At 72.3% G+C, this 25,603-nt stretch carries 23 protein-coding genes; 10 read left to right on the plus strand and 13 right to left on the minus strand.

Annotated features, from left to right (window positions below; genetic code table 11):
- Positions 1-14: 14 nt before the first annotated feature.
- From IE180_RS30620 to clpS, 3 genes are all read right to left on the minus strand, one after another.
- Positions 15-1,451 carry an amino acid permease gene (locus IE180_RS30620; protein ID WP_190160211.1) on the minus strand — a complete coding sequence of 479 codons (1,437 nt, stop codon included), beginning with the start codon at positions 1,449-1,451 and terminating at the stop codon, positions 15-17.
- Between the two features lie 339 nt (positions 1,452-1,790).
- Positions 1,791-2,375, minus strand: a complete 585-nt coding sequence (locus IE180_RS30625) for a DUF2017 domain-containing protein (protein ID WP_190160212.1) — start codon at positions 2,373-2,375, stop codon at positions 1,791-1,793.
- Positions 2,375-2,680, minus strand: coding sequence for an ATP-dependent Clp protease adapter ClpS (gene clpS / locus IE180_RS30630; protein WP_041129438.1), 306 nt, complete (start codon positions 2,678-2,680; stop codon positions 2,375-2,377). The genes IE180_RS30625 and clpS overlap by 1 nt, the downstream gene beginning before the upstream one ends.
- Before the next feature lie 114 nt (positions 2,681-2,794).
- Between clpS and IE180_RS30635 the strand changes: the two genes are divergently transcribed.
- Both IE180_RS30635 and IE180_RS30640 read left to right on the plus strand, forming a co-directional pair.
- The gene (locus IE180_RS30635; RefSeq protein WP_190160213.1) at positions 2,795-4,123 is read left to right on the plus strand and encodes a nicotinate phosphoribosyltransferase; all 1,329 of its coding nucleotides are present in this window, start codon (positions 2,795-2,797) and stop codon (positions 4,121-4,123) included.
- A gap of 100 nt (positions 4,124-4,223) precedes the next feature.
- Positions 4,224-4,823 (plus strand): nicotinamidase, encoded by a 600-nt coding sequence (locus IE180_RS30640; protein WP_190160214.1) that lies wholly within the window; start codon positions 4,224-4,226, stop codon positions 4,821-4,823.
- A gap of 158 nt (positions 4,824-4,981) precedes the next feature.
- Here IE180_RS30640 and IE180_RS30645 read toward each other — a convergent pair whose 3' ends face one another.
- Together IE180_RS30645 and IE180_RS30650 are read right to left on the minus strand one after the other, a co-directional pair.
- The gene (locus IE180_RS30645; protein WP_190160215.1) at positions 4,982-5,284 is read right to left on the minus strand and encodes a hypothetical protein; all 303 of its coding nucleotides are present in this window, start codon (positions 5,282-5,284) and stop codon (positions 4,982-4,984) included.
- A 121-nt stretch (positions 5,285-5,405) separates the two neighbouring features.
- Entirely contained in the window at positions 5,406-7,814 is a 2,409-nt protein-coding gene (locus tag IE180_RS30650; protein ID WP_190160216.1) for an immune inhibitor A domain-containing protein, read from the minus strand.
- 327 nt (positions 7,815-8,141) lie between these two features.
- On the opposite strand from IE180_RS30650, the gene IE180_RS30655 reads away from it, so the two are divergent.
- Complete coding sequence (locus IE180_RS30655) at positions 8,142-8,399, plus strand: hypothetical protein (RefSeq protein ID WP_190160217.1); 258 nt, start codon at positions 8,142-8,144, stop codon at positions 8,397-8,399.
- A 30-nt stretch (positions 8,400-8,429) separates the two neighbouring features.
- Here IE180_RS30655 and IE180_RS30660 read toward each other — a convergent pair whose 3' ends face one another.
- Complete coding sequence (locus IE180_RS30660) at positions 8,430-9,161, minus strand: RDD family protein (RefSeq protein WP_190160218.1); 732 nt, start codon at positions 9,159-9,161, stop codon at positions 8,430-8,432.
- Positions 9,162-9,303: 142 nt separating this feature from the next.
- Positions 9,304-10,779, minus strand: coding sequence for an RDD family protein (locus tag IE180_RS30665; protein ID WP_190160219.1), 1,476 nt, complete (start codon positions 10,777-10,779; stop codon positions 9,304-9,306).
- A 311-nt stretch (positions 10,780-11,090) separates the two neighbouring features.
- Between IE180_RS30665 and IE180_RS30670 the strand changes: the two genes are divergently transcribed.
- Entirely contained in the window at positions 11,091-11,582 is a 492-nt protein-coding gene (locus tag IE180_RS30670) for an SsgA family sporulation/cell division regulator (RefSeq protein ID WP_190160220.1), read from the plus strand.
- A gap of 67 nt (positions 11,583-11,649) precedes the next feature.
- Here the strand turns inward: IE180_RS30670 and IE180_RS30675 are convergent, their stop codons facing one another.
- The gene (locus IE180_RS30675) at positions 11,650-13,017 is read right to left on the minus strand and encodes an FAD-binding oxidoreductase (RefSeq protein WP_190160221.1); all 1,368 of its coding nucleotides are present in this window, start codon (positions 13,015-13,017) and stop codon (positions 11,650-11,652) included.
- 98 nt (positions 13,018-13,115) lie between these two features.
- Here IE180_RS30675 and IE180_RS30680 point away from each other — a divergent pair, with 98 nt between their 5' ends.
- Complete coding sequence (locus IE180_RS30680; protein WP_229861057.1) at positions 13,116-14,513, plus strand: tetratricopeptide repeat protein; 1,398 nt, start codon at positions 13,116-13,118, stop codon at positions 14,511-14,513.
- Between the two features lie 421 nt (positions 14,514-14,934).
- On the opposite strand, the gene hppD is transcribed toward IE180_RS30680, so the two are convergent.
- On the minus strand, positions 14,935-16,080 hold the full coding sequence (gene hppD, locus IE180_RS30685) for a 4-hydroxyphenylpyruvate dioxygenase (protein WP_190160223.1): 1,146 nt from the start codon (positions 16,078-16,080) through the stop codon (positions 14,935-14,937).
- Positions 16,081-16,201: 121 nt separating this feature from the next.
- Here hppD and IE180_RS30690 point away from each other — a divergent pair, with 121 nt between their 5' ends.
- The 4 genes from IE180_RS30690 to IE180_RS30705 all read left to right on the plus strand — a co-directional run bounded on the left by IE180_RS30690 (position 16,202) and on the right by IE180_RS30705 (position 19,112).
- Positions 16,202-16,669, plus strand: coding sequence for an Lrp/AsnC family transcriptional regulator (locus tag IE180_RS30690; RefSeq protein ID WP_123452764.1), 468 nt, complete (start codon positions 16,202-16,204; stop codon positions 16,667-16,669).
- A gap of 82 nt (positions 16,670-16,751) precedes the next feature.
- Positions 16,752-17,357, plus strand: a complete 606-nt coding sequence (locus IE180_RS30695) for an ArsR/SmtB family transcription factor (protein WP_190160224.1) — start codon at positions 16,752-16,754, stop codon at positions 17,355-17,357.
- 179 nt (positions 17,358-17,536) lie between these two features.
- Positions 17,537-17,725, plus strand: a complete 189-nt coding sequence (locus tag IE180_RS30700; RefSeq protein WP_190160225.1) for a hypothetical protein — start codon at positions 17,537-17,539, stop codon at positions 17,723-17,725.
- A gap of 31 nt (positions 17,726-17,756) precedes the next feature.
- Positions 17,757-19,112 (plus strand): MFS transporter, encoded by a 1,356-nt coding sequence (locus tag IE180_RS30705; protein ID WP_190160226.1) that lies wholly within the window; start codon positions 17,757-17,759, stop codon positions 19,110-19,112.
- Here the strand turns inward: IE180_RS30705 and IE180_RS30710 are convergent.
- Positions 19,045-19,839 carry a S16 family serine protease gene (locus IE180_RS30710; protein WP_190160227.1) on the minus strand — a complete coding sequence of 265 codons (795 nt, stop codon included), beginning with the start codon at positions 19,837-19,839 and terminating at the stop codon, positions 19,045-19,047. The genes IE180_RS30705 and IE180_RS30710 overlap by 68 nt on opposite strands.
- Positions 19,840-19,848: 9 nt before the next feature.
- On the minus strand, positions 19,849-20,979 hold the full coding sequence (locus IE180_RS30715; RefSeq protein ID WP_190160228.1) for an alpha/beta hydrolase family protein: 1,131 nt from the start codon (positions 20,977-20,979) through the stop codon (positions 19,849-19,851).
- A gap of 82 nt (positions 20,980-21,061) precedes the next feature.
- Between IE180_RS30715 and IE180_RS30720 the strand changes: the two genes are divergently transcribed.
- Positions 21,062-22,003, plus strand: coding sequence for a helix-turn-helix domain-containing protein (locus tag IE180_RS30720; protein WP_373302835.1), 942 nt, complete (start codon positions 21,062-21,064; stop codon positions 22,001-22,003).
- 696 nt (positions 22,004-22,699) lie between these two features.
- On the opposite strand, the gene IE180_RS30725 is transcribed toward IE180_RS30720, so the two are convergent.
- Together IE180_RS30725 and IE180_RS30730 are read right to left on the minus strand one after the other, a co-directional pair.
- Positions 22,700-23,341, minus strand: a complete 642-nt coding sequence (locus IE180_RS30725) for an IclR family transcriptional regulator (protein WP_190160230.1) — start codon at positions 23,339-23,341, stop codon at positions 22,700-22,702.
- 423 nt (positions 23,342-23,764) lie between these two features.
- Positions 23,765-25,561, minus strand: a complete 1,797-nt coding sequence (locus tag IE180_RS30730) for a DEAD/DEAH box helicase (protein WP_030692023.1) — start codon at positions 25,559-25,561, stop codon at positions 23,765-23,767.
- Positions 25,562-25,603: the final 42 nt, after the last annotated feature.

Here is a 25,603-nt window from a genome sequence, read left to right on the forward strand (position 1 = left end):
TGCAGGTCAGGGGGTCAGGAGCGCTTGGCGAAGGCCGCGCCCTGGGGGTTGCGGGCCTTGAGGACCAGGTAGGAGACGGCGAGGATCAGGCCCCAGACCGGAGCGCCGTACAGCGCGACCCGGTTGTCCGCGTCCATGCCCATGGTCACGACGACCATGCCGATGAAGGCGAGCGAGAAGACGCTGAACCAGATGCCGCCCGGCGCCTTGAAGGGCGACTGGGGCAGCTCGCCGCGGTCGGCCTTGAGCCGGTAGCGGATCTGGCAGACCAGGATGACGATCCAGGCCCACATGCCGGAGATGGTGGCGAAGGAGACGACGTAGTTGAACGCCTCGCCGGGCCACTGGTAGTTGACCCAGACGCCGACCATCATCAGCGCGGCCGAGACGGTGGTGCCGACCAGCGGGGTGCCGGACCTGGTCAGCTTGGTGAAGACCTTCGGGCCCTGGCCGTTGAGCGCGAGGTCGCGCAGCATGCGGCCGGTGGAGTACATGCCCGAGTTGCAGGAGGACAGGGCCGCCGTCAGGACGACGAAGTTGACGATCGCGGCGCCGATGCCGAGGCCCATCTTCTCGAAGGCCGCGACGAACGGGCTGACGCCCGGCTGGAACTCGGTCCACGGGACGACCGACAGGATCATGATCAGGGCGCCGACGTAGAAGACGGCGATGCGCCACGGCACGGTGTTGATCGCCTTCGGCAGGACCGTCTTGGGGTCCTTCGACTCGCCCGCCGTCACGCCGACCAGCTCGACCGCGAGGAAGGCGAACATGACCATCTGGAGGGTCATCAGGGTCGAGCCGATGCCGTTCTCGCCGGCGAAGAAGCCGCCGAGGTCCCACAGGTGGGTGACGGAGGCGGTGTCGCCGGCGTCGGAGAAGCCGAGGGTGAGGATGCCGGCGCAGATCAGGATCATGCCGACGATGGCGGTGACCTTGACCATGGAGAACCAGAACTCCAGCTCACCGAAGAGCTTCACGGAGATCAGGTTGGCGCCGTAGAGGATCACGGTGAAGACGAGGGCGGAGAGCCACTGCGGGATGTCCCACCAGTACGTCATGTAGGTGGCCGCGGCGGTGACCTCGGTGATGCCGGTGACGACCCAGAAGAGCCAGTACGTCCAGCCGGTCGCGAAGCCCGCGAAGGGGCCGATGAACTCGCGGGCGTACTCCGAGAAGGAGCCCGACACCGGGCGGTACATGAGGAGTTCGCCGAGCGCCCGCATGATGAAGAAGATGACGAGGCCCGCGATGGCGTACGCGAGGATCAGGCTGGGTCCCGCGATGGAGATGCCCTTGCCCGCGCCGAGGAAGAGCCCGGTGCCGATGGCGCCGCCGATCGCGATCATCTGGATCTGGCGGGCGCCGAGTGCCCGGTGGTAACCCTCGCCCGAGGCGGAGTCCGCGGCCTCATTGCCGTCGTGCTGCTTGTCGACCTGCACTGAGGTCATGGTGGTGCGCCTTTCTCCATGCTGATCCGCGCGACTGCGAGTGCGTCTGCCGCGGATCAGATCCTGATCCCCCCGGATGTGGATGGAGTGCCACCGGCGGTCAGCCGGTCCAAGCGCCCTCGGGAACAGGGGTGGCGTGCCCGAGTGGTCGTGAAGATTTATCACGACGTGGGGGGTGATCGAGGGAGTCGGGGGTGATCTGCACCACAAAAAAATACGGACAAAGGTCACACAAGATGACCAGGAGGGCGCTTGAATAACGTATTCGTTATCCGGATTTGAGCGTCCGCTGAGCGAACACCCCCTTTCCCGGGGGTGTTCTGGGGGGCGAGACGCCCCCTAGGGCATCAGGGTCGCGACGAGGGACTCCTGGAGCGCCCCCAGCCAGAGGTACGCCATCACCATCGGCTTGCGCGGATCGGAGTCGGGCAGCCGGTACAGCTGCTCGCTGTCCTCGTCGTCCGTGACCTCCAGGCGGGTGCCGATGGTCAGCCGGAGGTCGTTGAGCGCGCCGAGCCAGCACCGGGACTCGTCCGGGGTGAGCTTCAGGACCGCGCCGCCCTCCCCCGCCGCCTCGGCGGAGAGGGAGTCCAGGGCGCGCACGACCGCGAGGGCGTCCTCGCGCTTGCGGGCCCGCAGGTCGTTCTCGGTGTAGCGGCGGAAGTCGGACGCGGCCGCCCGCAGCTCCTCGCTGTCGTCCCCGTACGCGTCGGGGAAGAGGCGCCGGAGGGCGGGGTCGGACGGCGGCTCGCTCGGCCCCTCGGCGAAGAGCGCGGCCAGCGGGTCCTCGTCCGCGGCGGGCTCGTCGCCCGGGCCGATCAGCTCCATGAGCTGGACGGCGAGGGAGCGGAGGATGGAGATCTCGACGTCGTCGAGCGCGACGGCCGCGCCACCGCCCGCGAGGGCCTCGAACTGCCCGGCCATCAGAAGCGGTCCTGGGAGAGCGTCGCCCACAGGCCGTAGCCGTGCATCGCCTGCACGTCCCGTTCCATCTCCTCGCGGGTGCCGCTGGAGACCACCGCGCGGCCCTTGTTGTGCACGTCGAGCATCAGCTTGTGCGCCTTGTCCTTGGAGTATCCGAAGTACGACTGGAAGACGTACTCCACATAGCTCATCAGGTTGACCGGATCGTTGTGCACGAGGGTCACCCAGGGCACGTCGGGTTCGACGACCGCGGAGACCTCCTCGGCCGATTCCGTACGTTCGATCTCAATAGGCGCGACGCTCACTCACCCCATGTTGTCACCCCTGGGGGGCGGTCGCGCAAACGGGGCACGCGCGGGGGTCCGCTGTTCGGACCCACTATTCGTCACTCTGACGATTTCTGCGCTAGCATCGCCGGCATGAACGCTGCGGACCTTGGGCTGCCGGTGGACGTGCCGTCGACCGCGCTCTTCACCGATCAGTACGAGCTGACCATGCTCCAGGCGGCCCTGCGGGCCGGCACCGCCGACCGGCGCTCCGTCTTCGAGGTCTTCACCCGGCGGCTGCCCGAGGGGCGGCGCTACGGCGTCCTCGCGGGCGTCGGCCGGGTCCTGGACGCCGTCGAGAACTTCCGGTTCGACCCCGCCGTCCTGGGCTTCCTGCGGGAACGCTCCATCGTCGACGAGCCGACCCTGGAATGGCTCGCCCGCTACCGCTTCTCCGGCGACATCTGGGGCTACCCCGAGGGAGAGGTGTACTTCCCCGGCTCCCCCGTGCTGCGCGTCGAGGGCTCCTTCGCGGAGTGCGTGCTCCTGGAGACCGTGATCCTCTCGATCCTCAACCACGACTCGGCCATCGCGGCCGCCGCCTCCCGCATGTCGGCCGCCGCGGGCGGACGGCGCCTGATCGAGATGGGCGCCCGCCGCACCCACGAGCTGGCGGCCGTCGCCGCCTCCCGCGCCGCCTACGTCGGCGGCTTCGACTCCACCTCCGACCTCGCGGCCGGCTTCCGCTACGGCATCCCGACCGTCGGCACCTCCGCCCACGCCTTCACCCTGCTCCACGACAGCGAGCGGGACGCCTTCCGGGCCCAGGTGGAGACCCTGGGACGCGGCACGACCCTGCTCGTCGACACGTACGACGTGACCGAGGCCGTCCGCACCGCCGTCGAGGTCGCCGGACCCGAGCTGGGAGCCGTCCGGATCGACTCCGGCGACCTGCTGCTCGTCGCCCACCGGGTGCGGGCGCAGCTCGACGAGCTGGGCGCCCGGGACACGAAGATCGTGGTCACCTCGGACCTCGACGAGTACGCCATCGCCTCGCTCGCGGCGGCCCCGGTCGACGCGTACGGGGTGGGCACGCAGCTGGTCACCGGCAGCGGCCACCCGACCTGCTCCATGGTCTACAAGCTGGTAGCCCGGGCCGCCTCGGCCGACCCGAAGGCGCCCCTGGTGCCGGTGGCCAAGAAGTCGCTGGGCGGCAAGGCCTCCGTCGGCGGCCGCAAGTGGGCGGCGCGCCGGCCCGACGCGACCGGGGTCGCCGAGGCGGAGGTCGTGGGCACCGGCGCGGTCCCGCCGGAGCTCGCCGGCCACCAGCTCCTCGTCGAGCTGGTCAAGGGCGGCGACGTGGTGGCCCGGGAGCCCCTGGAGGCCGCCAGGTCGCGGCACATCGCGGCCCGCGCGGGGCTGCCGATGTCGGCGATGCAGCTGTCGCGCGGCGAGCCGGTGCTGCCGACCGAGTACGCCTGACCGAGGACACACAGGAGTCCTCGGTGACGCCCCCTCCCGCCGGGAGGGGGAAGTCTCTAGGCTCGAAGAACTCCCTCCCGACCCGCTAAGGACACCCGCCATGCACCGCGCATTGATCGTTGTGGACGTTCAGAACGACTTCTGCGAGGGCGGCAGCCTCGCGGTGACCGGCGGCGCGGACGTCGCCGCCGCCATCACCGACCTGGTGGGCCAGACGGCGGGCACCTCCTACCGGCACGTGGTCGCCACCCGCGACCACCACGTCGACCCGGGCGCGCACTTCGCGCCGGCCGGCGAGGAGCCGGACTACGTGTCCTCCTGGCCGGTGCACTGCGTGGCCGGAACGGAGGGCGTCGGCTTCCACCCGAACTTCGCCCCCGCCGTCGCGAGCGGGGCGATCGACGCCGTCTTCGACAAGGGCGCCTACTCGGCGGCGTACAGCGGCTTCGAGGGGTTCGACGAGAACGGCCTGACCCTCGCGGAGTGGCTGCGCTCGCGGGACGTCACCGAGGTCGACGTGGTCGGCATCGCCACCGACCACTGCGTCCGGGCCACGGCTCTGGACGCGGCCCGGGAGGGCTTCCGGACCCACGTCCTGCTCGACCTGACGGCCGGGGTGGCCGGGGAGACCACGGACCGGGCCCTGGAGGAGCTCCGGGCGGCGGGCGTACGGCTGACGGGCAAGCCGGTCGTCGCGTAGGGCCGTGCCCGTCCGTACGCGTTCGTGCCGGTCCGTGCCCGTCTGTACGCGCACTGGGTGCGGAGGGTGCGCTCCGTGCGCGCTGGGTGCGGAGGGTGCGCTCCGTGCGCTCCGTGCCCGCTGGGTGCGGAGGGTGCGCTCCATGCGCTCCGTGCGCTCTACGCGACGGGCTCCTTCGGGAGGGACCGCACGGGGTGCCACAGCTCGTGGACGGTGCTGCGCCACAGCAGGCCCTCCGGGTGGTGCAGGACCGCGGTGACCTCGTCCGGGGTGGGCGGCTCGGAGTTGCCTCGGAGGTAGACCGCCCGCAGCCCCAGGTTCCGCAGCCGGGTCAGGGCGCGGGCGCGGTTGGCGGCGTGGACCAGGAAGCGGACGGTGGCGCCGTCGCCGGCCGGGCTGGGCAGCCCTATGGCGACGACCACACTGCCTCCCGGCAGTTTGCAGAACCCTCCGTTGGGCATGCGGAACCACTCCCCCGTGGATCGGATGTCAATAAGAACTGGTCAGACGCACCTAAACACGAACGGCCGCCGCCCGCTAGAGGGCGACGGCCGATCATGTTTTGACCTGCGGTTTTACCAATTACTTGGTCGAGGGACCGACCTGAACCGTGATCGTCTGGCCGTCCTTCGGCTCCTTGACGACCTGGATCTTGGTGTTGGTGTCAGTTACCTGGACACCGGCGCGCGGGTTCTCGGCGAACCAGTAGACGCCCTTGTGGTCGTCGAAGACCGGGTTGCCGGCCTGCGACGGGACCCAGGTGGCGACGTCCTTGTTGTGCAGCTGGAAGCCGTCCGTGCGGGCGATCGTGAACGGCGAGTCGTACGCCTGGACGCGGTTGCGCATCAGGTCGCCGTTGGACCACTTCAGCGGGCTCGGGTGCGAGTCGATCGGGAGGACCAGACCGGTGCCCGGGTGCTGGGAGGTGTTGTTGTCCTTCTGGGACAGGTCCCACTTCCAGATGAGCAGACCGTTCTGGTACGGGTAGTGCTCGACCCAGCCGGCCTTGTCACCCGTGAACCCGAAGTTGTACGGGCCGACCTTGAGGGTCGAGTCGTACGACACGTACTGGCGGTTCTCCGCGATGTAGTACTGCTCGTACTCCTTCGTGAAGCCCTTGCCGACCCGCGAGAAGCCCTTGGCGACCCAGCCGTTGTCGCCGTTCTCGGCGCCGTCGGCGAAGACGGAGGCACCGTCGGCGGTCAGGTTGATGGCGTCGGCCGTGAAGCCCTTGCCGCCCGCGCCGCCGTCCGTCTGGTAGCGGAAGCGGAGGTCGAACTTCTTGCCCGCGTAGGCGCCCAGGTCGTAGACGAGCTTCTTGTGCGTGTCCGAGGCACCGGTCAGACCGGGGGCGCCGGAGGCGTCCTTCGGGATGGCCACGCCGTCGGCGGTGCCCTCCAGGGCCTTCCAGCTGGCGCCGCCGTCGGTCGACACCTCGGCGTAGAGGTAGTCGTACTCGGCCTCGATGTCGTACCAGCCCTGGAGCTCCAGGGAGGCGGACGTCTTGCCCGTGAGGTCGACGGAGCGGGTCAGGGTGTTCTTGAGGTCGTCACCCATGTTGCTCCACCACTGCGTCGCACCCTCGGCGGGAGCCACGATGTCGGTGGTGACCTTCTTCTTCGGCAGCTCGACGACGAGCGCCTGCGGGTTCTTGGTGTTGTACTCCGCGACGCCCAGCTTGTGGGTGGTCTTGGTGGAGCGCTGCCAGTCGTTGACCTTGGCGTAGTTCAGCCAGCCGAGCTGGAGCTTGTCCCAGGCGCTCATGTCGCCGGGGAGGTCGCCGATGGAGTCCTTGCCCTGGCCGAGCCAGGAGCCGGACGACATCAGGGTCCAGAACCCGGTGGAGTTCTCGCCGCCCGCGGTGTCGTAGTGGTCCGGCAGACCGAGGTCGTGGCCGTACTCGTGCGCGAAGACGCCGAGGCCGCCGTTCTCCGGCTGCATCGTGTAGTCGCCGACCCAGATGCCGGTGTCACCGATCGGGGTGCCGCCGGCCTTGTTGTTCGCCGGGCCGGTCTTGCCCGCGTCGGTGCCGTAGGCGTACCAGCGGTGGGCCCACAGGGCGTTCTTGCCCTCGGCGCCGCCGCCGGCCGACTCGTCCTCGCCCGCGTGCACGAGCTGGAAGTGGTCGATGTAGCCGTCGGGCTCGTTGAAGTTGCCGTCGCCGTCGAAGTCGTAACGGTCCCACTGGTCGTACGTGGCCAGCTGGGCCTTGATCTGGGCGTCGGTCTGGCCCTTGGCCTTCTGGTCGGCGACCCAGGCGTTGAGACCGTCGCGGACGGTGTCCCAGACGTTGGCGCAGTTGGTCTGGCCGCAGTAGTTCGAGCCGTAACGGGCCTCGTTGTACGGGACCTTGACCCAGTCGGAGACCGTGCCGTCGACCGAGTAACGGCCGGACGAGGTGCGCTCGTAGAAGGTCTTCAGGGAGTGCTTCGGCTGGCCCTTCTTGTCCTTGCCGGTGCCGAAGTACAGGTCCTGGAAGTGCTGCTGGTTGTAGTCCGCCTGCCAGGCCGTGGAGTTGTCGTTCGCACGGTCGGGCTGGGCTATGCGGTTGTGCAGCGGGCCGGGCGTGCCGCCGTACTTCGGCTTGGGCTCCGGCGTGTCGTCGTCCTTGCGGTCGACCATGGTGGTGTTGTCCACCTGGTCGCCGAACTCGACGAGGATCGTGAAGATCTTGTCGGTCTTCTCGCGGCCCAGCTCGACGTACTTCTTGGCGCCGAGCTTGACGACCTGGGAGCCGCCGCGGTTCTCGACCTTGGCGTCGCCGTTCAGGACCCGCTCCAGGGCAGCCTTGCGCTGCTGCTCCTGCTGGTCGCTGTAGGGGCCCTCGAGGTCGTGGTCGACCGTCGTCTTGTCGACGGTCTGGATGCCGGCCGGCGTCACGCTGCCGTGGTTGTCGGCCCAGGCGGTGGTGAAGGTCGAGGCGGTGGCGGCGGTGGCCGCGAGCGCCACGACGACTGCGGACGCTCTGATCGTCCGTCGTCTGTTGGTCACTTGATGTTGTCCTCCCCGGCGCCCACGCTCTCGGACCGAAGGTGGGGTGTCCGTCCGGCGGGGTCGCGCGTCACAAGTGACGACATTCGACCGGAGTGGGACGAGAAAAGACAGATCTTGACTTGCACGGGTCAACTGCACTATGCAGGATCCGTTTTCCGATTATCGAACGCCCGGCAGGCGCGCGGTGAAGGAAGATTGACGATTTCGTGACCCCGTGCGCCCCCCGTGCACCGGCGCCGTGGGTGAGGTCACGCTTACCCGGCACCCCCTCCGGGCATCCACCGCCGTAGAGTCGTACCGAAGTCTCGAGGGGTGGTACCCGTCATGCAGCGTCCGAACGCCGCACAGCTCACCTACGGTTCGGCCACCGTCGTCCTCACGACCGTCGCCCTGCTGCTGCTCTCCGGCACGACGACGCCCCCGGGCATCGCGGTGGCCTGCGCCGTCGGCCTGCTGCTCGGCGCCCTCGTGGCGGTGACGATGCCGGTGCGCGGGCGGCCCGTCAATACCCCCGTGGACCAAGAGATCCGGGTGCCGGCCCAGCGCGTGAGCGCGGGCATCGACACCCGGATCGGTTCGTGACGCTTCGTCCGCATCGACGCTTCGTCCGTATCACTGAGGGGCGCTCACCACCACCGTCTTCGCCGCCTTGTCGTGCAGTCCCTGCTTGTAGGGCTTGTCGACCACGATCAGGATCAGGATCAGCAGCGGCCACAGGCAGGCGCAGCAGATCAGCGCGGGGAGCCAGAGCACGACGGCGCGCAACAGCGACTGGCTCATCGGCGGCGTCGTCCCGTCGTTGAGCATCGCGACCCGCAGCTTCATCAGCCTCTTGCCGACGGTCCGGCCGTTCTTGGCCGTCAGCACGGTGTCGTACGCGACGTACGCGACGATCGTGATGAGCTGGAAGACGAGCTGGCTGCCGCCGTTGAAGCTGTTGACCGTGTCCCCGAAGTCGTTGCCGTCCCGGGTCGCCCGTTGGTAGATGTCGAAGGGGATGCCGATGATCGCGAGCGGCACCGCGATGATCACCCAGTCGATCAGCCGGGCGAGGACGCGCCGGCCCGTCTCCGCGAGCGGCGGCATCCCGGAGAGCGGATCGTTCCCGCCGTAACCGCCGCCGTGAGGACTGCCGTACGGAGGCGGGGGCGGGGGCATGTTGTCGTACGGGGAGCCGCCGCCGTACGGGGAGTCGTACGGGCTCCCCGGCGGCGGACCGCCCGGCGGAGGCCCTCCCGGGGGCGGCCCCGACGGCGGCGGCCCTCCCGGCGGCGGCTCCGGAGGCCTCTTGCTGAAGGGGTCGTCCTCGGGCGGCTGGCCGGGCGGCGGCTGGTCGGTGCTCATGGGGGCAGTGCATCCCGGGCGGGACGGCCCCGCAAGGAATCACCGGCCGTTCGGGGGACGGTGCCCGTGCGGGGCGACCCCTTCGGCACGGGCCCGCTCGGCGCGGGCCCGCGCAGCGCCACTCGCTCGGCGCGGGGGCTCCTCAGCGTGCGACGAAGGTGCGGGCCGCCTTGTCGTGCCAGCACTGGCGCCAGGGACGGTCGAAGAGACACCACAGGACGTTGACGACCCCGATGGCCAGGAGCCCCAGGACGCTGTAGACGAACCAGCGGCGGAGCGCCTTGCCGAACGTCGGCGGCTCGTGCGCCTCGATGTCCCGCACCTCGATCCCGCACAGCTTCTTGCCCAGGGTGCGGCCCCACTTGGCGGTGGGCAACGCCTCGTACAGGACGCCGAGGACGAACAGCGAGGCGAGCGCGATGCCGAACTGGACGGAGGTCGTGGAGTCGAGCAGCCAGACCTGGACGGTGGTGCCGGACTGCCTGGCCGCCTCGATCTTCTCCTCGATGTGGTCAAGGGCCGCGGTCACGAGGGGCAGGGAGGCCGCGCCGACCAGCGCGCCCAGGACGACGCTGTCGATCAGCCGGGCGACCAGCCGCCTGCCGAGCCCGGCGGGACGCGCGGCGGCCTGCGCCCGGGCCGCCTGCTGGAACACGTCCTCGACGGGCGGCTTCCACGGGAGGACGGGCTGCTGCTCCTGGGGCTGCTGCGGGGTCTGGACCTGAGCCTGCGGCTGGGCCCAGGAAGGGGTGGAGGGCGCTGCGGGTGTGGGGACCTGGGCCGCGGCGGGGGCCTGGGGCTGGACCGGCTGGGGCTGGGGCTGGACCGGCTGGGCCTGGGGCTGGACCGGCTGGGGCTGGGGCGTCGGGATCGGGGTGACCGGCATGCCTCCGAGGCGCGCCGCTCCCCCGGTCGCCCGGGGATCCGCGGCGGGGGCCGGAGCGGGCGTGGCGGGTGCCGGGGCGGCGGGCGTCGCGGCGGCGGGGCGGTCCTCCTCCGGCTCGCTCCCGCCCGCGACCGGCCACTCCGCCGGGGTGCGCGGGTCGGGCGTGCGGGGCGCGCCCCAGGAGACCTTCTGGTCGAGGTCGCCGCCGAAGCCGGTCTGACGCGAGGAGTCCGCCTGCCAGGCCGACGCGGGCTCCGGCGCGAGCGGCTCCTCGTCGAGGAAGACGGGCCCGGTCTCCTCCACCGCGGGTACGGGGGTGGGGGCAGGGGCGGAGGCGGACGCGGGGGGCTGCGCCTGGGCGGGCACGTGCGCGGGGGCCTGCGCCTGCGCGGGGGCCGCGGCGGGCGCGGCGGACTGGACGGGGGCGGCCGGCTGAACGGGGGCCGCCGTCTGGACAGGGGTCGCCGTCCGGACGGGCGCCGCCGACTGCGCGGGCGTGGTGGTCGCCGGTGTCACGGCCGGGGCCGGGGCCGGGCCGGAGGCCAGGAGGGGGCCGGCCGGGATCGCCGAGGCGGGCGGGAGCGGCGGAACCCCGCCGTCCGCGGGGGCGGGCCGGCTCGTGCCGGGCACCCACGCACCCCCGTTCCAGTACCGGATGTATCCGGGAATGGACGGGTCCGGGTAGTACCCCGCCTGCGGTACCTCTCCGCCGCCTCCAGGAGGAGTAGCCACTGCCCCGACTCCGTTCAGTCACAACGCCTTTGATCCGCACGGCCGCGCGCCGGGCGTGCCGCACCCAAGGAGGACAGTAACGAAGAACGTCCCCGAGAGAACAAAGAGCCCACGAGAAAGCCCGCCTTCGAGGGGACGCACACCGGAAGCGATCACTCCCCGTGATGTTCGGGCCGTTGCATCCTGCCCGGCGGGCCCCCCGGAAAAACTTCCCGAAAAAAACTTCCCGAAGTCGCGTAATGAACCGCGCCCACCCCGCTCTCTCCGGTTGAAGGCCCGCCCGGGGCCCGCCCGCGAGAAGGAGCACGGTCATGCAGAACACCGACGACACCACCGTCGAGCGCGAGCTCGAGCTGAAGCTGGTGCTCTCCCCCGAGCGCTCCGTCCCTGTTCCGGCCCGCCTCGCCTACCGGAGCGACGACCCGTACGCCGTCCACATCACCTTCCACGTCGGCACGGACCACCCGGTCAACTGGACCTTCGCGCGCGAGCTGCTCGTCGAAGGCGTCTTCCGGGCCTGCGGTCACGGGGACGTCCGCATCTGGCCCACGAAGGTCGAGGGCCGCAGCGTCGTCCTGATGGCCCTCTCCTCCCCCGACGGCGACGCCCTGCTCGAAGCCCCGTCCGCGCAGGTGTCCGCCTGGCTGGAGCGGACCCTGCGCGCGGTGCCGCCGGGCACCGAGTCCGAGCGGCTCGGCATCGACGACGGGCTCGCGGAGCTCCTGGCGACCACCGTGGTCGCCGACGACCTGTGGCTGCGCGACCCGTGGCCGTCGGACGAGTCCCAGGACGGCGAGCTGTGACCCCGTACGCGTGCGCGTGGACCCGCCGGACTCGGCGGACCCACCGGACTCGGCGGACTCGGCGAATTCAGAAGAGTTTTCCCGGGTTGAGAAGGCCCAGCGGGTCGAAGGCCGCCTTGATCCCGCGCTGGATCTCCAGACCGACCGGGCCCAGCTCCCGTGCCAGCCACTCCTTCTTGAGGACGCCCACGCCGTGTTCGCCGGTGATCGTGCCGCCGAGCGCGAGCCCGAGCGCCATGATCTCGTCGAAGGACTCCCGCGCCCGCCGCGACTCGTCCTCGTCGGTGTGGTCGAAGCAGACGACGGGATGGGTGTTGCCGTCGCCCGCGTGCGCGCAGACGCCGATGGTCAGGCGGTACTTGTCCGCGATCGCCGCCGTGCCGTCGAGCATCTCGGCGAGCCGCGTCCGCGGCACGCACACGTCGTCGATCATCGTCGCGGACTTGATCGTCTCCAGGGCGGTGAGGGAGAGCCGGCGCGCCTGGAGGAGGAGTTCGGACTCGGCGGTGTCCGCGGCCGGGACGACCTCGGTGGCGCCCGCCGCCGTGCACAGCTCCCCGACGGCGGCGAGGTCGGCGGCCGGGTCCGGGGTGTCGAAGGCGCACAGGAGCAGCGCCTCGGTGGTGTCCGGCAGCCCCATGTGCGCCAGCTCGTTGACCGCCTGGACGGTGGTGCGGTCCATGAGTTCGAGCAGCGACGGGGTGTGGCCGCGCTCCATGATCGCGCAGACGGCCTCGCAGGCGGCCGCCGCGGAGGGGAACTCGGCGGCGAGCGCCAGCTGCGCCGGCGGCTGCGGCTTGAGCGCGAGCACGGCCCCGACGACGATGCCGAGACTGCCCTCCGAACCCACGAAGAGCCGGGTCAGGTCGTATCCGGCGACGCCCTTCGCCGTGCGCCGGCCGGTGCGCAGGAGCCGTCCGTCGGCGAGGACGACGTCCAGACCGAGCACGTACTCGGCGGTGACCCCGTACTTGACGCAGCACAGGCCGCCGGAGGCGGTGCCGATGTTCCCGCCGATGGTGCACGTCTCCCAGCTGGAGGGGTCGGGCGGGTAGTACAGGCCGTGTTCGGCGACGGCGCGGGACAGCACGGCGTTGACGACGCCCGGTTCGACGACGGCGATCCGGTCGACCGGGTTGATCTCCAGGATGCGGTCCATCTTGACGAGGGAGAGCACGATGCAGCCGTCGGAGGCGTTGGCGGCCCCCGACAGGCCCGTGCGGGCGCCCTGCGGGACGACGGGGACGCGGAGTTCGGTCGCGGTGCGCATGACGTGCCGGACCTGTTCGACCGTGCGCGGGAGCACGACGGCCGCGGGGGTGCCGGCCGCGCAGAAACTCGCCATGTCGCGCGCGTAGGAGGCCGTCACGTCCGGATCGGTGAGCAGCGCCTCGGTCGGGAGCCCGGCGCGCAGTCGCGTCAGAAGATCGTCCATGCGTCCAGCGTTGCACCCGGGGCCATCGGTGTGAACCCGCCGGAAGGAGCGCTTCGTGTGCTCTTCGTACAGGCGGACACGGGCGCACAGTGAGCGCCATGAAGACCGAGAACGTGTCGAGGACGGTCCTGGCGGCCGGGGTGGGCGCGGTGCTCGCCGCGACGGCCCTGCTGTACGTCCCGGAGTTCGCCGGCCAGGGCCCGCCGCCCCCGCCCGGTCCTGCGGAGCGGGCGACGATCGCGGCCCACGCGGGCGCGCAGGCCGCGCTGCCGGACCTGGCCGCGCTGATCACCGACCGGGAGAAGTGGCTGCGGGCCCATCCGGACGACGAGGCCTCCTGGGCCGAGCTGGGCGCGGCGTACACGGAACGGGGCAGCCGGCTCGGAGACGTACGGGACTATCCGCGGGCCGAACGGGCCCTGCGCCGCTCGCTCGCCGAACGGCCCGCCGCACGCGGCAACCTGGACGCGCAGCTGGGGCTCGGGGCGCTCGCCGGGGCACGGGGCGACTGGAGGACGGCCCGGGAGTGGGGCGAGCGGGTGCGGAAGGCCGATCCGCGCCGATGGGCCGTGTACCCGGTCCTGATGGACGCGTACAACGGCCTCGGGGAGTACGGGGCGGCCCGGAAGGCCATGGAGAGCCTGGAGGAGCTCCACGCGGGCGCGGTGGTGCGGGCCAGGGCCGCGCAGACCTACCGCGACCGGGGCTGGCGTGAGGACGCCGACGCGGCGGCCCTCGACGCGGCGGCGCTCGCGGAGACGGACACGGAGAAGGCGGCGGCCCTCGCGCGGCTCGGGGACCTGGCGTGGGAGCGGGGCGAACCGGAGGAGGCCCTCGGACGGTTCGGGGCGTCGCTGCGGCTCGTACGGGACCACGGGCCGTCCCTCGCGGGCCGGGCCCGCGCGCTCGCGGCCCTCGGCCGCACGGACGAGGCGGTGCGCGCGTGGCGGGCGGTCCTGGCCCGGCCGCCGCGACCGGAGTACCTCCTGGAGGCGGGCGAACTGTACGAGTCGCTGGGCCTCGACGGGGACGCGCGGGCCTCGTACGAACGGCTGCGGACGGGTACGTGGACGGACGCGGAGGTGGCCCTCGGGCTGCTCGAAGCGGACCACGGCGACGCGGCGGCGGCCGTCGTCCGGATGCGGGCGGAGTGGGCGCGGGGCCACCGCTCGGTGCGGGTGGCGGACGCGCTGGGCTGGGCCCTGCACCGCTCGGGGGCCTCGAAGGAGGCGCTGGGGTACGCGAAGACCGCCACGGAGGAGGGGCTGCGGAGCGCGCTCTTCACGTACCACCGGGGCGAGATCGAGCGGGCGCTCGAACAGGCCGGGCCGGCCCGCCGCCACCTGGCGGAGGCCCTGCGGATCAACCCGGAGTTCTCCCCGTTGCACGCGAGGCGGGCGGAGGGGGGGCTGGCGGCCCTGGGCGCCCTCTCGGACGACCTTCCGGCGGAACTCCGCCGGGCCCCCGCGAAGCCGACGCCACCGCATCCCAGCTGAACGGCCCCGTACGCCCCACCGCTACCGGGCGACTCCCCCACCCATGGGGGCAGGCGCCCGGCCGGACGGCGCCCGCCCTCGCACCCCGTGTGGGCAATCGTCCCGCTGGGGCGGGACGGGTGGGCACACGGGACGGCGCGCCCAGCGGCGCCTCCGCGTTCCGGGCCTGGACCCGCACCTCGCGTGCGCCGTGCCCGTCGGTGCGGGTTCAGGCGCGGGAGCCTCGGGCGCCGGCAAGGGCGCCGTCCCGTTGTGCCCACCCTCCCCCGAGCTCTCGGCTTCGCTCGAGCAGGGGGGACCCCCTCGCCCCAGCGGAACGACTGCCCACAACGGCGGGGCGGGGGCACCGCCCCGGGTGGGCGGTGGGGTGCACGCGTGAGGGGCCCCGGGGACAGGCCCCGGAGCCCCTCGGCGGCGGCGGCTAGAGGTTGCCGCGCTTCTCCTGCTCCCGCTCGATCGCCTCGAACAGCGCCTTGAAGTTGCCCTTGCCGAAGCCCATCGACCCGTGACGCTCGATCATCTCGAAGAAGACGGTCGGACGGTCCTGGACCGGCTTGGTGAAGATCTGCAGCAGGTAGCCGTCCTCGTCGCGGTCGACGAGGATCTTCAGCTCGCGCAGGATCTCGACGGGCACGCGCGTCTCGCCCGCCCACTCGCCGAGCGTGTCGTAGTACGAGTCGGGGGTGTCGAGGAACTGCACGCCCGCGGCACGCATCGCCCGCACGGAGGCCACGATGTCGTTGGTGGCGAGGGCGATGTGCTGCACGCCGGCGCCGCCGTAGAACTCGAGGTACTCGTCGATCTGCGACTTCTTCTTCGCGATCGCCGGCTCGTTGATCGGGAACTTCACCTTGAGGGTGCCGTCCGCGACGACCTTCGACATCAGCGCCGAGTACTCGGTCGCGATGTCGTCGCCCACGAACTCCTTCATGTTCGTGAAGCCCATGACCTTGTTGTAGAAGCCGACCCAGTCGTTCATCTTGCCGAGTTCGACGTTGCCGACGCAGTGGTCGATGGCCTGGAAGGTCCGCTTGGCCGGGGGCTCGACGATCGGGTTGGCGGAGACGAAGCCCGGCAGGTACGGGCCGTCGTAGCCGGAGCGCTCGACGAGGGTGTGGCGGGTCTTGCCGTACGTGGCGATGGCGGCGAGGACGACGGTGCCGTTCTCGTCCTTCAGCTCGTGGGGCTCGGTGATGCCGGTGGCGCCGTGCTCGACGGCGTAGGCGTACGCGGCGCGGGCGTCCGGCACCTCGATCGCCAGGTCGACGACGCCGTCGCCGTGTTCGGCGACGTGCTCGGCGAGGAAGCGGCCCCGGTCGGTCGTGGCCTTGATGACGGAGGTGAACACGAAACGCGCGGAGCCGTTGGTGAGGACGTAACTGGCGGTCTCGCGGCTGCCGTTCTCCGGTCCGGAGTAGGCGACCAGCTTCATGCCGAAGGCCGTGGAGTAGTAGTGCGCGGCCTGCTTGGCGTTGCCGACGGCGAAGACGACCGCGTCCATTCCCTTGACCGGGAAGGGATCGGCCTCACGCGCGGTGGAAGGGGTGTGATCGATGGTCTCAGTCATGGCAGCAATGTCCCGCCGTTCGGCAAGGTGCGCAAGAGTTTGCTGATCTCCTGGTCAACCTGTACAGCGACCGGCGAGTATGGCCGTGCGACTTGTACATCCTGACCATGGGGAGGCCGCTGTGGCGATCGATCATTTGGACGGCCGGCTGATCGCGCTCCTCGCGCGCGAGCCGCGCATCGGTGTCCTGGAGGCCTCCCGGCGCCTGGGGGTGGCGCGCGGCACGGTGCAGGCGCGTCTGGACCGGCTCCAGGCGAGCGGGGTGATCCGCGGGTTCGGCCCGCAGGTGGACCCGGCGGCGCTCGGCTATCCGGTGACGGCCTTCGCGACCCTGGAGATCAAGCAGGGCCAGGGCGCCGATGTGCGGGGGCACCTGGCGACGGTGCCGGAGGTCCTGGAGCTGCACACGACGACGGGCCACGGCGACATGCTCTGCCGGCTGGTCGCCCGCTCGAACGCGGACCTGCAGCGGGTGATCGACAAGGTGGTGGCCTTCGAGGGGATCGTGCGGGCGTCGACGGCGATCGTGATGGAGAACCCGGTTCCGCTGCGGATCATCCCGCTGGTGGAGCAGGCGGCACAGGAGTAGCCGCGGCCCGGCCGCCGGACTTGCAAAGAAGTCTCTGCAAAAAACCCTTGCAGAGACTTCTTTGCAAGTCTACGGTGGAACCATGACCGAGCCCGAAGAGCAGCCCTACAAGCGGACCGAAGAGTCTCTGAGCCGCATGCTCGACCCGCGTTCCCTCCGCGCGATCGCCCACCCCCTGCGCATACAGCTGCTGCGTGCCCTGCGTCACCACGGGCCCGCCACCGCCTCCCAATTGGCCGAGCGGCTCGGCGAGTCCAGCGGCGCCACCAGCTACCACCTGCGCCAGCTCGCGGCCCACGACTTCATCGTGGACGACCCGACGCGCGGCAAGGGCCGGGAGCGGTGGTGGAAGGCGGCCCAGGGAGGGACGAGCTTCGACGAGGCGCTCCACAAGAACCCGGATCCCGAGGTCCAGGGCGCCCTCGACGTCTTCATGCACGAGATCGCGACCATCCACACCCAGGAGCTGTCGACCTGGGTGGCGACCCGTCACACCTGGGACGAGGCCTGGTACGGAGCCTCGGACTTCAGCGACTTCAGACTGTGCCTCCCGCCCGAGCGGCTGCGCGAGCTCAACCAGAAGATCCACGCGTTGATCAACGAGTACGGGGACACCGGCGACCCCGACGCGCCGGGTGCCGCCCGGGTACGGATGCACCTGCACGCGTTCCCGCAGCGCGACGACTGACTTCGGCACGGGAACCGCCCCGGCACGAGAACCGCCCCGGGCACATGGACCGGCCCCTGACCCGAGGACCGAACCGACTCCGCACGGGGCCGACCCCGGCTCCGCCGCACCGCCTCGCCCCGGCTCCGCCGCACCGCCTCGCCCCGTCATCGCCCGCACCCACGGAAGGACCCCGCGTCATGCATGCCGACATCCACCTCCATCTGCACGCGCTGACCGCCCAGGAGCTCCGACGCAAGGCCGCCGCCGTGCGGCCGCAGGCGCCCGCCCGCCTCCCCGCCCTCCGCTCCCGACTGGGCTGGAGGCTCGTCGAGCTGGGTCTGCGCCTGATCACGCCCGCCCACCGCCCGGCCGTCCTGGCCGCGTGACCGAGTCGGGGGGGATCCGGGGGGACACGAAGTGACGACGCAACGGAACGACCGCACTCCACTGGCCGGCGTCCTGGCCGCCAACGCCGTATCGGTCACCGGCAATTCACTCACGCTCATCGGCGTCCCGTGGTTCGCGCTCGAGACCACGGGAAGCCCCGGCAAGGCCGGACTGGTCGCCTTCTTCGCGGCCGTCCCCGTCGTGCTCGCCGCCGTCGCCGGCGGCCCGGTCATCGACCGCCTCGGGCGCCGACGGGTCAGCATCACGTCGGACCTGGTCTGCGGCTTCGCGCTCACCGGGATTCCGCTCCTGCACCAGACCGGTCTCCTCCGGTTCTGGATGCTCTGCGCACTGATGGCGGTCACGGGCCTGTTCCACGCGCCCGGCGAGATGGCCCGGCACGTGCTCGTCCCCGACCTGGCCGGGCGCGCGGGGACCTCGCTCACCCGGGCCGCCAGCCTGTACGACGCGGTGGCGCGCGGGGCCCGGATGACGGGCGCCGCCATCGCCGGACTGCTCGTCGCGTTCCTGGGCCCCGGCACCGTGCTGTACGTCGACGCGGCCACCTTCGCCGTCTCCGCGCTGCTCGTCACGGCGACCCTGCGCGGGGTGCCGTCGGCGGAGCCGCTGCGCGAGGGGCCCCGCCTCTCCGCCGCCCGCTACCGCGCCGATCTGCGCGAGGGGTACTCCTTCCTGTTCCGCGCCCGGCTGATGCTCGGGATCATGGTCATGGTGATGGTGACCAACGGCCTCAGCCAGAGCTGGAGTTCGGTGCTGCTGCCGGTCCACGCCCGGGAGCATCTCGGCGGCCCCGCCGCACAGGGCCTGCTCGTCTCGGTCTTCGCCGGCTGCGCCCTGGCGGGCGCCCTGCTCTACGGGGCGGTCGGGGAGCGCTTCCCGCGCCGGGTGGTGTTCACGGCGGGCTTCCTGATGGGCGGCGCCCCGCCGTACGTGGTGGCCGCCCTCACCGACACCACCGCGCCGCTCCTGGTGACGCTCGCCGCTTCGGGTCTCGGGGTCGGGGTCCTCAATCCGATCCTGACCACCGTCGCCTACGAGCAGGTGCCGGACGAGCTGCGCAGCCGGGTCATGGGCGCGAGCACGGCGGGAGTGCTGCTCACGACTCCGTTGGGCGGACTCGTGGCGGGTCTCCTGGTCGAGCGGGTCGGCCTGACGGCGACGCTGCTCGGGATCGGGACGCTCTACTTCCTCACGACGCTCTCGCCGATGGTCTTCCCGGCCTGGCGCGGCATGGACGCCCTGCCGAAGACCGGATCCACCGGATCCACCGGTCCCGCCGACGCGGCGGCCGGGGGCGTCAGCAGGACGGAACCTTCGATTCCTGCCCCTGCCGCAGGGCCCGCAGGGACGCCACCGCGTCGCTGAGCTCGGTGACGGGCACCAGCCGCAGGCCCTTCGGCCGCTCGGCCAGGGCGTCCGAGCACTCGTTCTTCGGGACGAGGAAGACGGTGGCCCCGTCCCGGGCGGCTGCCTGCGTCTTCAGGGAGACTCCGCCGACCGCGCCGACCGCGCCGTCCGGCTCGATCGTCCCCGTACCGGCGACGATCCGGCCGCCGGTGAGGTCGCCCCCGGCCCCGTCGCCGTCGAGCTTGTCGACGATGCCGAGGGAGAAGAGCAGCCCGGCGCTGGGCCCGCCGATGTCCGCGAGGTGCAGGGTCACCTTCACCTTCTCGGGATCCTTCTTCAGGTACCCGAGCGCGGCGAGGGTGGCGGCGTCCTGCGACTCCTTCATCTGCCCGAGGTTGTGCTTCTCGATCTCGGCGTCGGACTTCCCCGAGGGGTAGACCGAGTCGTGCGGCAGGACGGCCCGGTCGGTGCGGAACCAGGCGTCGGCCACGTCGCCGAGGTCCACGTCGGTGGACGGCCCGGTCGCGATGATCGTCGTCATCCGCAGCTGCCCCTCGGTGGGCCGGACGGGAGCGCCGGTGATGGTGATGACCTCCCGTCCCTGGTCCTCGCCGAGCACGTCGGCGGTCGTACCGGGCTGCGCGATCGCGTACGGCAGCGGCGCGAGCCCGACGACGGCGAAGAGGGCGGCGACGGGCAGGGCGCAGACCGCGAGGGCACGGGGACGGGAGAGGCTGGAGAGCACGCCCCCAATCTACTGGGGCGCGCGCCGGGGCCGGGCCGGGGGCGCGGACGCCCGGAGCCGGTGGTCGAAGAAGGCCCGCACACCGCGCCGTACGAGGGCCGTCGCCGCCGCCGTGTCCCCCGCCCCGACGAGCGCGGCCCTGGCGCCGGCGGTGACGAGTCCGGCGGCCTGGAGCTGCGGGACGAGGTGCGCGTAGTCGCTGAAGATCCAGTGGTTGGCACCGGTCAGCAGGACGCGTCGGGCCGGAACCCCTTCCCAGGAACGTACGAGACGGTCGGCCCACTCGAATCCGTCCGTACGGAACATCAGCAACGGCCGGTCGAGGCCGGCCACGAGGTCCGGGTCCAGGTCCAGGTAGCCCTCCAGGTCGACGCCGGCGGCGACCCGGTCGTCGGAGGCCAGGAGGTGGACGGCGGCGGTGCCGCCCGCCGAGTGCCCGTACACGCCGATCCGGTCCAGGTCCATGAGGGGGGCGAGGGGCAGGTCCCCGAGCCGGTCGAGGACGAAGCGGAGGTCCCCGACCCGGGTGTCGATCATGGTGCGGAAGGTCGCCGGGTCCGGATCGCCCCGGAGGACCGTCCAGCGGATCCCGCTCGGCAGCTCCACCTGGCTGGCGTCGCCCGGGTGGTCGACGAGGACCACGACCCGGCCGTGGCTCGCGAGGTCCTCGGCGAGGGTCGTGCCGAGGGTGCGGGAGTCGCCGCCGCCCGGGGTGTACAGCAGCACCGGGCGGCGCCCGGGGAGCGGGGGCGCGTTCACGTGGCCGTGGGTGAGGACCGCGCCCCAGTCGACGCCGGCGGCGGGCAGGCCGGGGTGCACCAGGGGCGCCAGGCCGGCGAACTCCCGGGCCTCGGCGGGGGTGAGCTGCGGGGCGCGCGGGAAGCCGCGGACGGTACGGGCCGGGTAGAGGACGCTGATCATCACCTCCCGGGCGCCGGGCTGCCACGGGTCGTCGCGGGAGGTGTCCGTCAGGGCGAAGGTGCGGAGTCCGACGCGGTGGGGGCCGGTCGGGGCGGGCAGCCCGAGGGCGACGGTCCCCTCCGCCGCCCGTGCGACGGAGGAGCCGAGCAGGACGGCGGCGGCCCCGAGGAGGGCGCTCCTGGCGACGGTACGGCGGCTGGGTGCGGGGTGTTCGGTCATGCACGGCATCCTGGGGCGGGGCGGGGCACGGCGCGAAGGTTGAGGCCTGGCCCGAAAGGCTGGCGAACCGGGGGGAAGCTTGTTGCGCATCCACTTCACGGCGGAGGACTTCACCCGGGTGCGGTTCGCGCCCCGCCCGTCCCCCGTGCCCGAGCTGCACGCCGCGCTGATGATGCTCGGCGCCCCGCACGAGGAGCTGCTCTTCGGACGCTGGCGGGGCAGGCTGCTGCGCGCCCTGCCGCGCGCGGCCGAACCGCTCGCGGACCTGGTGCCGGGCGGGGTGGCGCCGTACTTCCTCGACGTCCTGGGCGAGACGCGGGAGGAAGGCCTCGCGCTGATCCGGGAGGCGGCCCGGCCGGAATTCGTACGGTCCGAACTGGAACGGGTGTACGCGGGGCGGCGCGCCGCCCCGCCGCCGTGGATCCGGGGCCTGCACGACGGGGAGGAGAGGGCGTGGCAGGTGCTGGAACGGGCGCAGCGGGCGGCGTACGAGACGGTTCTGGCGCCCGTGTGGCCGCTGGTCCAGGACCTGCACCGGGCGGAGTTCACCCGGCACGCGCTGACGGTCGCCGAGCAGGGGCTGGGGGCGGCGCTGACGGCGCTGGCGCCGGGACTTTCCGACGGCGTCTGGTCGTGGCCGGGTGCCGCGTCGCGCGAGGTGCGGCTCGCCGGGCGCGGCCTCGTCCTCCTGCCGACCTTCCACTGGCGGGGCGGCCCGCTCGTCCAGGACCTCCCGGACCGCCCGGTGGTCCTGGCCTACCCGGCGGGCGGGGGCCTGCCACTCGCCCCCTCCGGGGCCGAGGAGGGACTCGCCGGAGTGTTGGGCCGGACCCGCGCCGAACTCCTGCGGGTCCTGACGCAACCCCGCACGACCACGGAACTGGCCCGGTGCCTCGGCGTCAGCAACGCGACGGCCTCGGCGCACGCGGCGGCGCTGCGGGGGGCGGGGCTGCTCACGACGACCCGCACGGGCAGGTCGGTCCATCACGCACCGACACCGCTGGGCGAACTCCTGAAGCGGTGACCCCCACCGCCCGCCCCTCCACCGGCCCCGCGGCAAGCCGACGCCCCGCCGGGCCGGTTGCCCGCCCTCGCGCCCCCGCTGTGGGCTGCGCCCGCCGGGGCGGCGCCCACCCCCGTTGTGGGCAGTCGTTCCGCTGGGGCGAGGGGGGTCCCCCCTGCTCGAGCGAAGCCGAGAGCTCGGGGGAGGGTGGGCACAACGGACGGCGCCCTTGCCGGCGCCCGAGGCTCCCGCGCCTGAACCCGCACCGACGGGCACGGCGCACACGGGGTGCGGGTCGAGGCCCGGAACGCGGAGGCGCCGCTGGGCGCGCCGTCCCGTGTGCCCACCCGTCCCGCCCAGCGGGACGATTGCCCACACGGGGGGGGCGGGAGGGGCAACGCCCAGCCGGGCGCGGGCCCAGACACGCAGGGGCACCGCCCCGCAGGGCGCGGGCTCCGCACGGCGGGTGGGCCGTGGGCGCACCGCCCCGCAGGCACACGCCCGCCCCCGCAGGCACACGCCCGCCCGGCGAGGGCGTCGGCCCGGCGGGCGCAACCCGTACGGAAGCGGGGGCGCGCCGACGGGCGCAGCGCGTACGGAAGCGGGGGTCGCCCGTACGGAGGGGCGCAGCCCGTACGGAAGCGGGGGTCGCCCGTACGGAGGGGCACAGCCCGTACGGAGGCGGGGTCGCCCGGGTGCGGGGTTCGTTGCCGCGCTCTAGCGCAGCGCGTCCGCGACCTCTCGGGCCGCGTCCACCACCCGCGGCCCCACCCGCTCCGGCACCGCGTCCGCGAGCATGACGACGCCGACGCTGCCCTCGACGCCGGTGACGCCGACCAGCGGCGCGGCCGCGCCGCTGGCGCCGGCCTCCAGTTCGCCGTGGGTGAGGGTGAAGCCGGGTTCGGTCAGTCCGCCCTGGCGGGCGGCGAGGATCGCGCGGCCGGCGGCGCCCCGGTCGAGCGGGTGCCGGAAGCCGGCCCGGTAGGCGACGTGGTAGTCGGTCCAGGTCGGTTCGACGACGGCGACGGCGAGCGCCTCCGCGCCGTCGACGAGGGTCAGGTGGGCGGTCGCCCCTATGTCCTCGGCGAGCGAGCGCAGCGCGGGCAGCGCGGCCTCGCGCACCAGGGGGTGGACCTGGCGGCCGAGCCGCAGCACGCCGAGGCCGACGCGGGCGCGTCCGCCGAGGTCGCGGCGGACGAGGGCGTGCTGCTCGAGCGTGGCGAGGAGCCGGTAGACCACGGTCCGGTTGACGCCGAGTCTGTTGGACAACTCGGTGACCGTCAGGCCGTGGTCGGTGTCGGCGAGCAGTTTGAGGACTCTGAGTCCCCGGTCGAGCGTCTGGGAGGTCTCCGCGGTCACGACGCCCTCTCCTTCAGGGTGAGTGGCGGCGGGCTCTCACGGAGTTACGGCGCCGGTCCCGCGGCGACGCACGTCAGAGGCCGCCGGCAGGAAGGGGTACACCGGCTGCGCTCCGCGGCGGCGCTGCCACGGGGCGAATGCTTGTGAGCCGGGACAGTAGCGGCGCGCTCCGCTGAGCGGAAGACCTCGTCCAGAATCCGGGCGCAGGCGACCGGATGAAGACGTTTCGGGACCTTCGTCGGTCGTACGAGGGACTTTGGCGGACAAGATCGGCTATGTCGTGCACGTAGCGTGGAGGTGGCGGGAGGCCGACCGTGGGGGCCGGTCTCCGGGCCCGCTCCCGTTCCTCACGGGACGCGCGAGGCCCGTACGCGCGGCGGCGTACGGGCCTCGGTCACCCATCGGACCCCCTGGGGGCCGGGGTCAGCGCATGCGGGTGGCCCACTCCTGGACCTTCTTGATCCGTTCCCGGATCTGCCCCGCCGTCGCCTCCGCGCTCGGCGGCCCGCCGCAGACCCGGCGCAGCTCGGTGTGGATCACGCCGTGGGGCTTGCCGCTCTGATGAACGTACGCACCCACCATCGTGTTGAGCTGTTTCCTCAGTTCGAGGAGCTCCTTGTGGGAAACGACGGGACGCCGTTCCGCCGGAAGCTCCAGGAGGTCCGCCTCGGTGTCCGGCTTCTTCCGGCTGTGCGCGATCTGCCGGGCCTGGCGCTTCTGGAGGAGCAGCTGCACCTGGTCGGGTTCGAGGAGGCCGGGGATGCCGAGGTAGTCCTGCTCCTCCTCGCTGCCGGGGTGGGCCTGCATGCCGAACTCGGCGCTGTTGTACAGCACGCGGTCGAAGACGGCGTCGGACTCCAGCGCCTCGAAGGGCAGCATGTCCTGCTCGCCGGTGTCCTCGTCCTGCTGCCGCTCGGCCTCGGCCATCTCCTTCTCGGACTCGGCGTACGGGTCCTCGTCCTCGCCGGCCTTCTTCGGCTTGTCGAGGACGTGGTCGCGCTCGACCTCCATCTCGTTGGCGAAACCGAGGAGGCTGGGGATCGTGGGAAGGAACACGGACGCGGTCTCGCCGCGCCTGCGGGATCGCACGAAGCGGCCGACGGCCTGGGCGAAGAAGAGGGGGGTCGAGATGGTGGTGGCGTACACGCCGACGGAGAGGCGGGGGACGTCGACGCCCTCCGACACCATCCTGACCGCGACCATCCAGCGGTCGGTGCTCTCGCTGAACTCGTCGATGCGGTTCGAGGCTCCGGCGTCGTCGGAGAGGACGACGGTGGCCTTGGTGCCGGTGATCTCACGGATCAGCTTGGCGTACGCGCGGGCCGAGTCCTGGTCGGAGGCGATGACGAGGCCGCCGGCGTCCGGGATGGACTTGCGGACCTCGGTCAGCCGCCGGTCGGCGGCGCGCAGGACGTTCGGCATCCACTCGCCCTTGGGGTCGAGCGCGGTGCGCCAGGCCTGCGAGACGGCGTCCTTGGTCATCGGCTCGCCGAGGCGGGCGGCGATCTCGTCGCCGGCCTTGGTGCGCCAGCGCATGTTGCCGCTGTAGGAGAGGAAGATGACCGGCCGGACGACCCCGTCGCCGAGGGCGTTGCCGTAGCCGTAGGTGTAGTCGGCCGACGACCGCCGGATGCCGTCGTTCCCCTCCTCGTACGTGACGAAGGGGATCGGGTTGGTGTCCGAGCGGAAGGGGGTGCCGGTGAGGGCGAGGCGGCGCGTGGCGGGCTCGAAGGCCTCCAGGCAGGCCTCGCCCCAGGACTTGGAGTCTCCGGCGTGGTGGATCTCGTCGAGGATGACGAGGGTCTTGCGCTGTTCGGATCGGTTGCGGTGGAGCATGGGCCGTACGCCGACGCCCGCGTAGGTGATGGCGACGCCGTCGTACTCCTTGCTGAGCGGGCCGGCACTGTACTCCGGGTCCAGCTTGATCCCTATCCGCGCCGCGGCGGCCGCCCACTGCTTCTTCAGGTGCTCGGTGGGGGCGACGACGGTGACCTGCTGCACGACGTGGTGGTGCAGCAGCCATGAGGCGAGGGTCAGCGCGAAGGTGGTCTTGCCGGCGCCGGGCGTGGCGACCGCGAGGAAGTCACGGGGCTGCTCCTGGATGTACTTCTCCATCGCGCCCTGCTGCCAGGCACGCAGCTTGCCGGCGGTACCCCAGGGGGCCCGGCCGGGGAAGGCGGGAGAGAGGTGATGGGAGGAGGTGGCGGTGGTGGTAGTCACGATCTCCGGGTTCGACGCTCGTCCAGATATGACAACCGGGCC

This window comes from Streptomyces litmocidini (genome assembly GCF_014649755.1).
Taxonomy (GTDB): domain Bacteria; phylum Actinomycetota; class Actinomycetes; order Streptomycetales; family Streptomycetaceae; genus Streptomyces; species Streptomyces litmocidini.

Excerpts from the sequence above, each read along its gene's own strand:
- IE180_RS30620 (WP_190160211.1), bottom strand. The coding sequence starts at position 1,451 with ATGACCTCAGTGCAGGTCGACAAGCAGCACGACGGCAATGAGGCCGCG.
- IE180_RS30625 (WP_190160212.1), bottom strand. The coding sequence starts at position 2,375 with ATGGCCGGGCAGTTCGAGGCCCTCGCGGGCGGTGGCGCGGCCGTCGCG.
- IE180_RS30635 (WP_190160213.1), top strand. The coding sequence starts at position 2,795 with ATGAACGCTGCGGACCTTGGGCTGCCGGTGGACGTGCCGTCGACCGCG.
- IE180_RS30640 (WP_190160214.1), top strand. The coding sequence starts at position 4,224 with ATGCACCGCGCATTGATCGTTGTGGACGTTCAGAACGACTTCTGCGAG.
- IE180_RS30645 (WP_190160215.1), bottom strand. The coding sequence starts at position 5,284 with ATGCCCAACGGAGGGTTCTGCAAACTGCCGGGAGGCAGTGTGGTCGTC.
- IE180_RS30655 (WP_190160217.1), top strand. The coding sequence starts at position 8,142 with ATGCAGCGTCCGAACGCCGCACAGCTCACCTACGGTTCGGCCACCGTC.
- IE180_RS30660 (WP_190160218.1), bottom strand. The coding sequence starts at position 9,161 with ATGAGCACCGACCAGCCGCCGCCCGGCCAGCCGCCCGAGGACGACCCC.
- IE180_RS30670 (WP_190160220.1), top strand. The coding sequence starts at position 11,091 with ATGCAGAACACCGACGACACCACCGTCGAGCGCGAGCTCGAGCTGAAG.
- IE180_RS30675 (WP_190160221.1), bottom strand. The coding sequence starts at position 13,017 with ATGGACGATCTTCTGACGCGACTGCGCGCCGGGCTCCCGACCGAGGCG.
- IE180_RS30680 (WP_229861057.1), top strand. The coding sequence starts at position 13,116 with ATGAAGACCGAGAACGTGTCGAGGACGGTCCTGGCGGCCGGGGTGGGC.
- hppD (WP_190160223.1), bottom strand. The coding sequence starts at position 16,080 with ATGACTGAGACCATCGATCACACCCCTTCCACCGCGCGTGAGGCCGAT.
- IE180_RS30695 (WP_190160224.1), top strand. The coding sequence starts at position 16,752 with ATGACCGAGCCCGAAGAGCAGCCCTACAAGCGGACCGAAGAGTCTCTG.
- IE180_RS30700 (WP_190160225.1), top strand. The coding sequence starts at position 17,537 with ATGCATGCCGACATCCACCTCCATCTGCACGCGCTGACCGCCCAGGAG.
- IE180_RS30715 (WP_190160228.1), bottom strand. The coding sequence starts at position 20,979 with ATGACCGAACACCCCGCACCCAGCCGCCGTACCGTCGCCAGGAGCGCC.